Annotated in this window: 13 protein-coding genes; 4 read left to right on the forward strand and 9 right to left on the reverse strand. The window is 68.0% G+C overall.

Annotation, left to right across the window (positions count from 1 at the left end; genetic code table 11):
- The first annotated feature begins 20 nt into the window (after nt 1–20).
- The gene (gene proB, locus BDK89_RS07820; RefSeq protein ID WP_133868409.1) at nt 21–1,112 is read left to right on the forward strand and encodes a glutamate 5-kinase; all 1,092 of its coding nucleotides are present in this window, start codon (nt 21–23) and stop codon (nt 1,110–1,112) included.
- A gap of 52 nt (nt 1,113–1,164) precedes the next feature.
- On the opposite strand, the gene BDK89_RS07825 is transcribed toward proB, so the two are convergent.
- The 8 genes from BDK89_RS07825 to BDK89_RS07860 all read right to left on the reverse strand — a co-directional run bounded on the left by BDK89_RS07825 (nt 1,165) and on the right by BDK89_RS07860 (nt 9,305).
- Complete coding sequence (locus BDK89_RS07825; RefSeq protein ID WP_133868410.1) at nt 1,165–2,115, reverse strand: class F sortase; 951 nt, start codon at nt 2,113–2,115, stop codon at nt 1,165–1,167.
- An 8-nt stretch (nt 2,116–2,123) separates the two neighbouring features.
- A complete protein-coding gene (locus tag BDK89_RS07830; RefSeq protein ID WP_133868411.1) occupies nt 2,124–2,402 on the reverse strand; it encodes a hypothetical protein in 279 nt (92 codons plus the stop codon).
- 107 nt (nt 2,403–2,509) lie between these two features.
- Complete coding sequence (locus tag BDK89_RS07835; protein ID WP_133868412.1) at nt 2,510–3,382, reverse strand: mechanosensitive ion channel family protein; 873 nt, start codon at nt 3,380–3,382, stop codon at nt 2,510–2,512.
- Between the two features lie 79 nt (nt 3,383–3,461).
- Nucleotides 3,462–4,223, reverse strand: coding sequence for a PspA/IM30 family protein (locus tag BDK89_RS07840; RefSeq protein WP_133868413.1), 762 nt, complete (start codon nt 4,221–4,223; stop codon nt 3,462–3,464).
- A 51-nt stretch (nt 4,224–4,274) separates the two neighbouring features.
- Nucleotides 4,275–5,861 (reverse strand): murein biosynthesis integral membrane protein MurJ, encoded by a 1,587-nt coding sequence (gene murJ, locus BDK89_RS07845; protein WP_133868414.1) that lies wholly within the window; start codon nt 5,859–5,861, stop codon nt 4,275–4,277.
- A 10-nt stretch (nt 5,862–5,871) separates the two neighbouring features.
- Nucleotides 5,872–6,591, reverse strand: a complete 720-nt coding sequence (locus BDK89_RS07850) for a hypothetical protein (protein ID WP_133868415.1) — start codon at nt 6,589–6,591, stop codon at nt 5,872–5,874.
- Between the two features lie 67 nt (nt 6,592–6,658).
- A complete protein-coding gene (locus BDK89_RS07855) occupies nt 6,659–7,861 on the reverse strand; it encodes an acyl-CoA dehydrogenase family protein (protein ID WP_208294004.1) in 1,203 nt (400 codons plus the stop codon).
- A gap of 85 nt (nt 7,862–7,946) precedes the next feature.
- Nucleotides 7,947–9,305: an AAA family ATPase gene (locus tag BDK89_RS07860; RefSeq protein WP_133868416.1), complete on the reverse strand. Its 1,359-nt coding sequence runs from the start codon at nt 9,303–9,305 to the stop codon at nt 7,947–7,949.
- A gap of 85 nt (nt 9,306–9,390) precedes the next feature.
- Here BDK89_RS07860 and BDK89_RS07865 point away from each other — a divergent pair, with 85 nt between their 5' ends.
- The 3 genes from BDK89_RS07865 to BDK89_RS07875 all read left to right on the forward strand — a co-directional run bounded on the left by BDK89_RS07865 (nt 9,391) and on the right by BDK89_RS07875 (nt 12,370).
- Nucleotides 9,391–10,269 carry an AAA family ATPase gene (locus BDK89_RS07865; protein WP_133868417.1) on the forward strand — a complete coding sequence of 293 codons (879 nt, stop codon included), beginning with the start codon at nt 9,391–9,393 and terminating at the stop codon, nt 10,267–10,269.
- A 33-nt stretch (nt 10,270–10,302) separates the two neighbouring features.
- Nucleotides 10,303–11,790, forward strand: a complete 1,488-nt coding sequence (locus tag BDK89_RS07870) for a vWA domain-containing protein (protein ID WP_243839121.1) — start codon at nt 10,303–10,305, stop codon at nt 11,788–11,790.
- Nucleotides 11,791–11,989: 199 nt separating this feature from the next.
- On the forward strand, nt 11,990–12,370 hold the full coding sequence (locus tag BDK89_RS07875) for a hypothetical protein (protein WP_133868418.1): 381 nt from the start codon (nt 11,990–11,992) through the stop codon (nt 12,368–12,370).
- A gap of 9 nt (nt 12,371–12,379) precedes the next feature.
- Here BDK89_RS07875 and BDK89_RS07880 read toward each other — a convergent pair whose 3' ends face one another.
- On the reverse strand, nt 12,380–13,000 hold the full coding sequence (locus tag BDK89_RS07880) for a nitroreductase family protein (protein WP_133871023.1): 621 nt from the start codon (nt 12,998–13,000) through the stop codon (nt 12,380–12,382).
- Nucleotides 13,001–13,057 lie beyond the last annotated feature (57 nt).

Consider the following 13,057-nt stretch of genomic DNA (forward strand, 5'->3'; position numbering starts at 1 on the left):
ACCGGGCGGGCGGGGACGCCATGCGAGTGGTCGCGAAGATCGGGACGGCGTCGATCACCGACGACAGTGGGCAGATCTCCGGTCCGGCCATCGCCAAGCTGGCCGACGAGGTCGCCGCGCTCCGTGCCGACGGGCACGAGGTCATCGTGGTGTCGTCCGGCGCGGTGGCGACGGGCATCGCCGCGCTCGGGATGCCGGCACGCCCCACCGACATGCGCACCCTGCAGGCGGTGTCCGCCGTCGGACAGGCGCGACTGGTCGAGCGGTACCGCATCGAGTTCGAACGACACGGCATCACGTGTGCGCAGCTCCTCGTCGATCCGTTCGACTTCGTCGAGCGGTCGCAGTACCTCCATCTGCGCAGCACGATCGAGCGGCTGCTCGAACTCGGGGTGGTCCCGATCGTCAACGAGAATGATGCGATCGCCAACGACGAGCTGCGCTACGGCGACAACGACCGCATCGCAGCACTGCTCGCCAACAGCGCCGGTGCCGACGTACTGGTGTTGCTCACCGACATGGACGGGGTCTACACCGCCGACCCCCGGACGACCCCCGACGCCGAGCTGATCCCGTTGGTCCGCTCCGACGATCCGCTGCTGGCGATCACCGCCGGGTCCGGTGGGAGTGGCCGCGGCAGTGGCGGTATGGCGAGCAAGCTGACCGCCGCACGCATGGCGTCGTGGTCGGGCGTTCGCAGCGTCATCGGTCGAGCGGCACGCGAGGGCATCCTCGCCGGCGCCGTCTCGGACGATCTCGTCGGCACGACGTTCGAGCCGCATGCGCGAGCGCTCTCCGCCCGTCGGCTCTGGATCGCGTTTGCCGCGGAAGTGCACGGCAAGGTGGTCGTCGACGACGGCGCGCGTCGGGCGCTCGTCCAGGGCCGCAAGAGCCTCCTCCCAGCGGGTGTGATGCGCACCGAGGGAGGCTTCGGGGTCGGCGACGTCGTCGACATCGTCACGAGCGACGGTCGGACCTTCGCACGTGGACGGGCGTCGGTCCACGCGCATCAACTGGTGGCCGCGATCGGTCGTCGCACCGCCGATCTACCCGACGACGTCAACGACGAAGTCGTCCACCGCGACGACCTCGTCGTCTTCGACGACGTCTGAGGAAGCGACCGACGAGGCGAGGCCGGTCAGTCGCACTGGTCGGTGGATCTCGTCAGCGGTCGAGGTCGACCGGCTCGGCGAACACGACGATGTTGTCCCGGTACCGGTTGATCGACTCGTCGAAGCTGCCACCGCAGGTGATGAGGACCAGCTCCTCCGGCCCGTCGTCGCGCCAGATGCGGTCGCCGGGGAGGTCGTACTTGCCGTACATGGTCACCTCGGTGACGACGTACGCGCGGACGTCCCCGGTTGTCGTGGTGACCCCGATGAGGTCGCCCGGTTCGGATCGACCGAGGTGGTAGAAAGCGCCGAGATCGCCGTTCCAGGTGACGTGCGCGGCGAGGACCGTGGCACCGGGGCCGAATGGCATGCCGCCACGCTCGTACCAGCCGATCTCGAATGCCCCGGGCACGGTCAACTCGCCGTTCGGTTCGGTGCCGACCGGAACGACCGGAAGGTCACCGAACGAGACCCCCGACGAGCGGATGAGGATCGGCGGCGCCGGGTCCGGTCGGGGAGCGGCGACGATCGTGGGGACCGTGGTCGTCGCGTCCGGGGTCGTGGCGGTGACCGGCGTCGTCGTGCTGTCGAGAGTGGCGGCCGGGGTCGACCCGCTCGGTTTCGGCGCGGGTTGCGACGCCGGAGTCGTGGAGCGGTCCGACAGAGCCGGGACCGTCGGTCGTGGACTCGGTGCCTGCGGCATGGCCAGCGACGGGTCCGCGGTCTCGGTGGCCTGGGACGTCGAGGGCGGCGTCGCTCGCTGCGGTGTGGTGCCCAGGACGTCGGCGACCGTTCGATCGTCGATCTCGTCGATCGAGAACGGTTCGTCGAGGCGTGCCGTCGCTGCGAACGTCGCCGGCTGCTCGGACTGCGAGGCGTCGACTGCGAGCACACCGAAGACGACGGCCAGCGTGCCGAACGCGACGATCGCCGCCGTCGAACCCCGCCGCACCCAGGTGCGGCGACGCTCGACGGCGACGAGGTCGGGTGTGTCGGTCGACACGGGTCGGATCAGACCTCGGTCTGTCGACGGCGCACGGCGAACGCGCCTCCGGCGAGGCCGACCATGCCGACCGCCGCGAGCGTGAGTGGGACCATGTTGCCGTCGTCGTCGAACGCACCGCCGGTGTTCACCACGGTCGGGTCGGCGTCAGCGGTCTCCTCCGTGTCGTCGTCACCGTCGTCGTCGTCCTCGTCGGTGCCGGCAGCAGCGGTGCCGGCACTGGCGATGGTCATGACGCCGGCGAGGGCGGCGGCTCCGGCGATGCGGCGGATGCGTGTCTTGGTCATGTGACTCCCTTTCGTGGGTTTGCTGTCGGGACGGCCCTACCCGATGCCCGAGCGTCCAAAACGCGCGTTCTCCGATTCGTCCGGAATCCGGTGCAGCGCGTCGGGCGTCACGCCGCGTCGCGGTCGTGAGCGGCGAGTGCCGATCCGTCCGGGTTCATCAGGGTCGTGATCGGGAACGGGATCTCGATGTCGGCGTCGTCGAGGGTGCGCTTGATCTGGTCGGCGGCGGCGACACGCAGATCGAAGTACGGGTGGCGTGACTCGAACCAGCCGTACACGGTGAAGTCGATGGAGCTGCCGCCGAAGCCGGCGAAGTCGACGACGGGAGCCGGGTCGTCGAGCACACCGTCGACACGTCCCATCGCCTCGGCCAGCAGCGTCGCCACGCGAGCGACGTCGGTGTCGTAGGCGACGCCCACGTCGACCGAGAACCGACGGTTGGGACGACGAGTCCAGTTCTCGATCGGGTTCTGGAGCACCTCGGCCGACGGGATCAGCGCCATCTCGCCCGACAGCAGCTTCATCTCGACCGAGCGCAGGTTGATGTCGGTCACCGTGCCCTCGTACCCGTTGAGGGAGACCTTGTCGTCGTAGGTGAACGGCCGCCGCAGCTGGAGGATGATGCCGGCGATCATGTTCGACAGGGTGTCCTGCATCGCGAACGCAATGGCGAAGCCGGTCACGCCGAGCGCGCCGATCAGCACGCCGACCTGGATGCCGAGGTTGGACAGTGCCGACACGAGGCCGACGGTGACGATGAGTGCGGCGGTCGTGCGACCCATGAGACGGGCGAGGACCTCGTTGTGCCGCTTGACGACGTTCTGCACGAGTCGCTTGGCGATCAGCGCGATCACCACGGCGACGACGAACAGGGTCAGTGCCGTCGGCCAGTTCCCGACGTCGAAGCCGGCCACCGAGTCCTCGACGGTGATCTCGGCCTCGGCGTCGACCGTGGCGGGAACGGGCAGCAAGGTGGTCATGCAGGGCGCCGTACCCGCACGCACGTACCCCGAAACGGCCGGCCCACGCCGGTCGGTCGGTGTCGACCGGGCGGTGGCGTCAGGTGCCGGGGTCGACCTGGGGAGCCGGCGCAGTTCCGGCGTCGAGTCCGAGTTCGGTGCGGAGCTGGCTCAGGCGACTCTGGGCCTCGACGTTGGCGGTCGCCTGCTCGATCTCGAGCACGCTCGACTCGACGGAGGTCTCCTGCAGCTCGGACGCCGCCTTCGCCTTGGCGTAGCGGGCCTGGATCTTCTCCTCGACCTCTTTGAGGGTCGGTACGTCGTCGCCGACCGACTCGTTGAGCTGCTGCATCGCCGTGTTCATCTCCTCCTGCATCTTCGCCTGCTCGAGCTGGCTGACCAGCTTCGACTTCTCGGCGATCTTCTGCTGGAGGAGACGGCTGTTCTGGCTCACGGCAGCCTTGGCCTGATCGGCCGCCTCGGTCGACTCGAGGACCATTGCCTTCAACGACTCGACGTCCTTTTCGACCTCGATCAACTGGCCCGCGATCGTCTCCGCGGCGGCGGTGTACTTGGCCGACTTCTCGGCGTCGCCGGCCTTGTCGGCGTCGGCGGCCATGATGAGCGCCTGACGGGCGTTGGCGTTCAGCTTCTCGAGCTCGGCCATCTTGCCGTTGAGTCGGATCTCGGCCTGCTTCTGACCGGCGATGACGGCGGTCGCCTGCTCCTTGAGCCGCTTGTGCTGCTCCTGCGCTTCGCCGATGGCCTGCTCGAGCTGCACCTTCGGATCGGCGTTGGCCTCGAACGAACCGGTGAGCTTGGCCGTGAGGTACTTCCACCACTTCTTCGCGAGCTTGAACATGGCCGGGAGCCTAGCGTTTCGCCTCGAACGCCTCGCCGGGCCGTCGGCGGGTCAGCCGGAGCGGGCGAAGCGGCGACGGAGCCAGGCCACCTCGTCGGCCCGGAGGACGAACAGCGCGGCGCCGTAGACGACGAGTCCGACGGTGCCGCCGATCACCACTTGGGCGAAGCCGGCCCAACCCACGTCACTGTCGACACGATGGGTGACGAACCACATCGCCTCGGCCATCAGGACCGCGGCGAGTCCCATCTTCCACATGCCGCCCACGACGTCGCGAACGCGGAACGCCGGCACTTTGTACGACAGCACGTTGAGTGCCCACACCGACGAGACGAGGTACGCGATGGCGTACGCCAGGCCGAGCCCGAGCACGCCCCACCGGCCCACGAAGGCGAACGCCAGCACGATGTTCAGCAGGTTCTCGCCCACGTTCAGGACGAACGGTGTACGCGTGTCCTGGTGGGCGTAGAAGCCACGGAGCACGAACAAGTAGACCGAGAAGCCGACCAAGCCGAGCGCCAGACCCGAGAGTGCTTCGGCGGTGTTCTGGAGGTCGTTCGAGTCGAACTGGCCACGCCGCATCAGCCCGATGATCGGCTCGCGGAGCACCAGCATGCCCGCCGCCGCCGGAAGGGTCAACACGGCGATCATGCGCGTGCCGAGCGAGGTGTGACGGACGAAGGCCGCCTGATCGTGGGCCTTGACCGCGCGCGCCATCTCCGGTTGGAACGTCGTCGAGATCGACACGGCGAGCAGACCGTGCGGGAGGACGAACCACGTGAACGCCTGCACGTACGCCGTGAGGATTCCTTCGCCTTCGGCGTTCGCCAGGTTGCGGATGACGACGACCGCGACCTGGTTGGCGACCACGAAGCCGATCGTCCAGCCGGACAGGACCAGCAGTTTGCGGACGGCGGGGTGCTGCCAGTCCCACGACGGCTTGAACCGGAGGCCGGCGGCGAACATCGCCGGCACGACGACGACCGCCATCGCCGCGATGCCCGCCGTGGCGCCGAGCCCGAGCGTCCACCGGACCCTGCTGTCGTCGATCACGTCGGCGAGGCCGTACTCGGTCGATCCGGCACCGGGCAGGGACAGCAGGGTGACGATGATGATCAGGTTCGGCAGGACCGGGCTCCACGCCGCAGCGACGAAGCGTCGCCGACTGTTGAGATAGGCGTTCGCCACGCCGGTGAGCCCATAGAACAGGATCTGGACGAGGAAGATCCGGGCCAAGGTCGTTCCGACCTGGCGGAACAGCTCGACGTCGACCTCGTCGGCGACGTCGAGGCTGTACAGGCGGAACACCAGGGGAGCGGCGGCGACGGCGACGACGGTCAATGCGACCATCAGGGTGACGCTGACCGTGATGATCACGTTCGTCGCATGGTCGTCGCCCTCGTCGTCGCCGTCGGTGCGGGCGAAGGTGGTGAAGAGGGGAACCAGGGTCGCCGACAGCACGCCACCGAGCAGGAGGTCGTACACGATGTTGGGCGTCTCGTTCGCCAACACGTAGGCATCGGCGAGCGCCGTCTGACCGATGACGTACGCGAAGACGAACCAGCGCGCCAGACCGCTGACGCGGGACATCGCCGTGCCCGACGCGACGACGAGGTTCGACCTGAGGAGCGAGCTCACGAAGCGGTCGTCATCCGGGGTTGGTCTCCTCGAGCGCCTGGTGGAGCGCCTCGAGCCGGATGACGAGATCGTCGACGTCGCGCGCGTACGTGTCGGTGTCGGCCATGCCGACGCGGACCTCGCTGGCGCGGGCGACCAGCTCGTCGAGGCGGGTCTGGGTCGCCCGGAGCGAATCGGCCGTCTCGGCCGACCGCTGCTTCAACCGCTCGGCGGTCTCGAGTTGCTGCTCGACCGAGGTGATCGCGGCGAGCGTGTCGGGAGACGGATCGTCGCCCGAGCGGGAGCGAAGGGTGTCGAGCTTCGACCGCAGGCTCGTCGGGCCGAGGTTTCGGATCGTGTCGTCGAGGTCGTCTCCCCGCTTCGCGACGGCCCACGCTTCGGCGAGGCCACGGTCGAGTTGGTCGGCGATCGCGACGAGTTGCTGTTTGAGTGGCCCGTCGTCGACGCCGTCGATCGTCGTCCGGAGCTTGCGGCCCGACCCTTGGGCCTGCTGCATCAGTTGCCGCCAGGGCTCGGACAGGGCGAATGGGTCGATGTCCGGTCGTGTCGGCCCGGACGGCATGGCGACCAGCACGAAGGCGATGTAGGTGCCGAGACCGATCGCGATCGCGACGAGGAGCGGGAGTCCGGTGACCGCCATGGCGACAGCGACGCCGACGCCGAGCGCGATGCGCCACGACATGATCGCCTTCGCGGTCTGCGGCGTGAAGAAGCGGTCTCGAACGCCCACGTCGGGGAACGCTAGCCCGGCGAGTCGTTCGACCGGCTGAACGCTCCCGGCGCCACGGATCGACGGGTCAGCCCACCGGCGCGGCTCGTCGCATGATGCGCCGCCCGAGGCTGGACTTGTGGACCTCGTCGGCGCCGTCGTAGATGCGGGCGGCGCGCTCGTGGCGGTACCAGTACGCCAGCACCGTGTCGTCGGTGACGCCGAGCGCACCGTGCACCTGGATGGCGGTGTCGACGGCCCTGAGCATCGTGTTCGCGACCGTGAACTTGATCGCCGAGATCTCGTCGCGGGCGGCCTTTGCGCCGTGGCGGTCGATCATCCAGGCGGCGTGCAGGGTGAGGAGGCGAGCGCTGCGGATCTCGGCCGACAGCTCGGCCGCCCAGTGCTGGATCACCTGTTTGTCGGCCAGCGTGCTGCCATCCGGTTCGATCACTCGCTCGTTGGCGTAGGCGCACATCATCTCGAATGCCCGCTGGGCGATCCCGAGCCAACGCATGCAGTGATGGATGCGGCCGGGGCCGAGTCGCTCCTGGGCGATCGCGAAGCCACCACCGCGCGGGCCGAGGAGGTTCCCCTCCGGGACCCGGCAACCCTGATAGATCACTTCGGCATGGCTCGCCCAGCCCTCGCCGGCGTGGCCCATCACACTGACGTTGCGCACGAGGCCGAAGCCCGGTGTGTCGGTCGGGACGATGATCATGCTCGCCCGCCGATGCACCGGTGCGTCGGGGTCGGTGACGGCCATCACGATCGCGAAGGCCGCACCGTCGGCCGACGAGCTGAACCACTTCTGACCGTTGACGACCCATTCGCCCCGCTCGAGCACCGCGGTGGTCTCGAGCAGGGTCGGGTTCGAGCCGGCGGTGTTCGGTTCGGTCATCGAGAAGCACGAGCGGATCTCACCTGCCACCAATGGCCGCAGCCATCGTTCGTGCTGTTCGTTGGTGCCGAACATGTGGAGGATCTCGACGTTGCCGGCGTCGGGGGCCTGGGTACCGAACACACTCATGCCGAGCGGGCTGCGACCCACCGCTTCGGCGAAGAGGCCGTGGTCGACCATCGACAAGCCGAGGCCGCCGTACTCGACGGGGTGGTTCGGCGCCCAGAGGCCCATCTGCTTGACCTTCGCCTGAGCGGCGGCGACGCCCTCGGCGAGCGTCGCGTCGTCGCCGTGCAGCATCTCGCCCTCGAGCGGGATGACCTCGCGGTCCATGAACTCGCGGATCATCTCCAGACGAACCGTCATCTCCTCCGACACGTCGAAATTCACGCCGATCTTCCTCTCGCTCGCAGCCGTGCGGCCAACGGTACGAGTCGCCAGGTTCACCGCACAGGGCCGTTCGCCCCTGATCACCTCAGACGGCGGCGATGTCGTCGGGCGTGAGGGTGGTCAGGTCGTGGCGGGTCGGGGCGTCGACGTCGGCGAGGCGGACGGCGTGGAGAGCGACGGCCTGTTCGAACACGTTGCGCACGAAGCGGGCGTTGCCGAACCCGCGGTCTCGCGGCTCTGCGGCGATCACCTCGTGGAGCCGGCGGGCGGCATCGGCGTCGAGGTGATACTCCTGCCTCTTGGCGATCAGACCGAAGATCGCCACCAGCTCGTCGGTGGTGTAGTCGGGGAACGCGAGCGTGCGGGCGAACCGACTGTCGAGGCCGGGGTTGCTGTCGATCAGCTCCTGCATCTCGTCCGGGTAGCCCGCCACGATGACGGCGAGGTCGTCGCGATGGTCTTCCATGAACTTGACCAGCGTGTCGATCGCCTCACGACCGAAGTCGTTCTCGCCGCCGCGGGCGAGCGCGTACGCCTCGTCGATCAGCACGGTGCCGCCGAGCGCCGACTCGAGCACGGCTCGCGTCTTCGTCGCCGTCTGGCCGACATAGCCGGCGACCAGCGACGAGCGATCGGTCTCGACCAGGTGGCCCTTCGACAGCACGTCGAGACTGCGGTACACCTCCGACAACAGTCTCGCCACCGTCGTCTTGCCGGTGCCGGGGTTGCCGACGAACACGATGTGGCGGCTCGTCTCGATGACGGGCAGGCCGTGCTCGGCCCGGAGCGTCTGGACGCGAATGAGGCTGGTGAGTCGACGCACCTCGCCCTTCACGTGGTCGAGCCCGATCAGCTCGTCGAGCTCGGCGAGCACGTCCTCGACCGGTCGAGCGGGCTCGGGTTCGGGCTCGGACGCCTGCGGTGACGGATCGCTCGCCGCCGGACCCACCGCTGCGGCCGCTCCCGGTCGGGCGACGCCGGCGGCGTCGAAGCCGGCGAGCAACGTGGCGCGGAACCGGTCGATCGCGGCGATCTCGTCGGTCGAGGGCACCAGGTCGAGAGCCGCTGTGGCGTGGGCCAGCTCCATCGCCTTGCCGTAGTACACGCTCGCCCGGGCGGTGCCGTCGCGGGCGTCGGCGCGGACGAGCAGGTCGAACAGGGTGCTCGGACTCGCCAACCAGCCGTCGTCGGAGCGCAGGAGGTCGCTCGCACGGAGCTGATGGGCGGTGACCAGGACCGGCGGGTCGAGTCGTGCTCCGATCGCGTCGAGCCAGCCCTCGAGTTCGTCGGTGGTGAAACGGCCGTCTGCGGCCAACACGGCCGTGACGATGTTTCGCGCCTCGATCGTGCAGTCGGCTGCGTGATCCCGTCCCGACAACGCACCGAGCGCCGCGGTGACGTCGTCCACGAACGACTCGGCGTAGGGCAGCAACGGGGTGGCCATCGTCGAGCAGCGTAAACGCTGTGTCGGATCCCACGTCGTTTCCGATTGACCCTGCGGTCAAGCAGGGGAGTAGCGTCGTCGACATATGGCAGCTGAAGTCGCGAACCGTTTCGAGAGCGTGCCTCAGGTCCGAGAGGGTCTGAAGTCGGTCAACTACCTCGCCGACGAGGGCATCGCCGGTGTGGCGTACCTCGCCGACCGGCTCGGCAAGCCGGTGCTCGTCGAAGGGCCGGCGGGCACGGGCAAGACCCAGCTCGCCAAGTCGATCGCCGAGATGACCGGCGCCCGGCTCATCCGCCTGCAGTGCTACGAAGGCCTCGACGAGAGCAAAGCCTTGTACGAGTGGAACTACAAGAAGCAGCTGCTCCGCATCCAGGCCGACAAGAACTCCGACTCCTGGTCGGAGGTCCACGACGACATCTTCTCCGACGAGTTCCTGCTGACCCGTCCGTTGCTCGAGGCGATCTCGGCCGACGATCCCGTCGTGCTCCTGATCGACGAGGTCGACCGCGTCGAGGTCGAGACCGAGGCGCTCCTGCTCGAGATCCTCTCCGACTACCAGGTGTCGATCCCCGAGTTGGGCACGATCGAGGCCAAGCAGATCCCGATGGTGTTCCTGACGTCGAACAACACCCGTGAGCTCTCCGAAGCGCTCAAGCGTCGCTGTCTCTACCTCCACGTCGACTACCCGTCGATGGATCGCGAGAAGGAGATCGTGCTCACCAAGGTGCCCGACATCACCGAGCACCTGGCCGACCAGGTCGCCCGCATCGTCCGGTCGATCCGCATGCTCGACCTCAAGAAGGCGCCCAGCGTCTCCGAAACCCTCGACTGGGCCCGCACCCTGCTGCTGCTCAACATCGACACGATCGACGAGGCAACGGCCAAGGAGACCCTGCACATCCTCCTCAAGTACCAGACCGACATCGCCAAGGCGGTGAAGGAGCTCGATGTCGAGGAGTGATCACTCCTCGACGCCAGTGACGGAGGCTCCTCGATGAGCGCGCCCACCAACACCAACATCCACGGTCAGCCGACCGGGTCGATGCTCGACCTGCTGAACGGCTTCGTCGTCGAACTCCGCAATGCCGGACTCCCGGTGAGCCTCACCGAGAACCTCGACGCGATGGAGGCGGTGCAGCACATCCCGATCGACGACCGCGAGGCGTTCAAGTACGCGCTCGGGGCAACCCTCATCAAGAACAACTCGCACTGGCGGGCGTTCGAAACGGTCTTCGAGGTCTACTTCTCGTTGCGCGGCACCGAGTACAAGCTGACCGACGCCGACGACTCCGACTTCGACGACCTGTGGCGCGAGATGCAGGAGCAACAGGGCGACGAGGGGCAGGGCGCCGACGGCTCCGGCTCGATGGACGCCATGACGCCCGAAGAAATCGCGCAGATGCTCATGCAGGCGCTCCTCAACGGCGACCAGGCGATGATGCGGGCGCTCGCTCGTCAGGCGGTCAAGCGCTTCGCCGGCATGGAGCCCGGCCGCCCGGTCGGCGGCACCTACTACCTTTACCGCACACTGCGGAACCTCGATCTCGACGGGATGATGGACAAGCTCATGGAACAGGCGGCCGAACAGGCCGGCGGTGAGCTCACCAACCTCGAGGAGCGGCTCGAGCACGACGAGTTCGAGCACCGCATCGAGGAGTTCAAGCAGGAGATCGAGGCCGAGATCCGCCGCCGGCTCGTGGCCGACCGCGGCGTCGAGGCGATGGCCAAGACGCTCCGCAAGCCGCTCCCCGAAGACGTCGAGTTCATGCACGCCAGCCGTGAGGAGATGCAGAGCCTGAAGAAGGCGCTGCAGCCGCTCACCCGCAAGCTCGCAGCCCGCCTGGCCCGCAAGCGCAAGCACGGCCGCAAGGGCCCACTCGACTTCCGCAACACCGTGCGGCATTCACTCAGCTACGGCGGTGTGCCGGCCGAGCCGAAGTTCAAGTACCCGCGCCCGGCCAAGCCGGAGTTGATGGTCGTCGCCGACATCTCCGGTTCGGTTGCCGCGTTCGCACGGTTCACGCTCATGCTCGTGTACGCGATCCAGGGTCAGTTCTCGAAGGTGCGGTCGTTCGTCTTCATCGACGGCATCGACGAGGTCACCGATTTCTTCAAGGGCACCGACGACATCCAGGAAGCGATCCACCGGGTGAACACCGAGGCCGACGTGGTGTGGGTCGACGGTCACTCCGACTACGGGCACGCATTCGAGGTGTTCTGGGAACGCTACGGCAAAGACGTCGGTCCGAAGACGACCGTGCTGCTGCTGGGCGACGCCCGGAACAACTATCACGCCAGTCAGTCGTGGGTGGTCAAGGAGATCCAGCACAAGGCACGCCACGTCTACTGGCTCAACCCCGAACCGAAGTCGTACTGGAACACCGGCGACTCGATCGTGGGCGACTACGGCGCGCACACCGACGGCGTGTTCGAGTGTCGCAACCTGCGTCAACTCGAAGCGTTCGTCGAGAAACTCGCCTGACCCGGGTCGGGTGATCTCCGGAAACGTCGACTCCGTCGCCGTTCCCTGCGACACCCGACCCGTTGGGTTCGTCGCCGTTCCCTGCGACACCCGACCCGTTGGGTTCGTCGCCGTTCCCTGCGACACCCGACCCGTTGGGTTCGTCGTTGTTCCCTGCGACACCCGACCCGTCTGTCGGCGACTGGGTAGGGTGCCCGCCATGAGTGGGAAACGGTTCGGGATTTCGTACGGCTCGTTCAACCGAGCCCTGTTGACGGTGCTCGGCATGGGGCCGGAGCGGAGCCATGTGACGGTGTCCGACGACACGGTGACGGTGCGGATGGGATGGGCGTTCCGATCCGACATCCCGCGCTCGGCCGTGACGTCGGCTCGACTCGACGACGACAAGATCTGGGGATGGGGCGTGCACGGTTGGGGCGCGAAGTGGCTGGTCAACGGTTCGTCGAGCGGTGTCGTCCGTCTCGACCTCGACCCGGCCGTGCCCAGCAAGGTCGGACCGTTCGGTGTCGGCCTGCGGGTGCTCCGTGTCAGCGTCGAGGAGCCGAACGCCCTCGTCGCCCAACTCGCCGCCGACGGCTGAACCCCGGCGTCAGCTCGTCACGACGGTCATGACCTGATCGAGCGCCTTGCGCTGCAGATCGGGCACCAGGCAGCCGTCGACCGGGTAGCCGATCGGGAACAGCACGAACGGCCGCTCGTTCTCGGGGCGCCCGAGCACCCGGCTCAGGAACGCCATCGGACTCGGCGTGTGGGTGAGGGTTGCGAGTCCGGCGTGATGCAGTGCGGCGACGAACAGGCCCGCGGCGATGCCGCACGACTCCTTCACGTAGTAGTGCTTGCGGCGGACCCCCTCGTCGTCGACGCCGAACCGTTCTTCGAAGAGCACGACGATCCATGGTGCGAACTCGAGGAACTCCTTGTGCCAGTCGGTGCCGAGCGGTGCGAGTTCGCGGCGCCACTCGTCGTTGATCCGACCGCCCTCGTAGTTCTGCCGTTCCTCGTCCTCGGCGGCTCGTCGGATCTCGCGTTTGATGGTCGGATCGCCGGTGACGACGAAGCGCCACGGCTGATGGTGGGCACCCGACGGTGCCGTGTTCGCCGTCGCGATCGCCGTCTCGATCAGCTCGATCGGGACCGGTTCGTCAGACAGCATCCGGACCGACCGTCGGCGCGCCATCTCGGCGTGGAACTCGTCGGCACGCCGCTGCATCTCCGCCGGCTCGAGTCGCCGGAAGTCGAGCGGGACGAAAGGATGCTCGGCGGCGAG

Source organism: Ilumatobacter fluminis (assembly GCF_004364865.1).
GTDB lineage: Bacteria > Actinomycetota > Acidimicrobiia > Acidimicrobiales > Ilumatobacteraceae > Ilumatobacter > Ilumatobacter fluminis.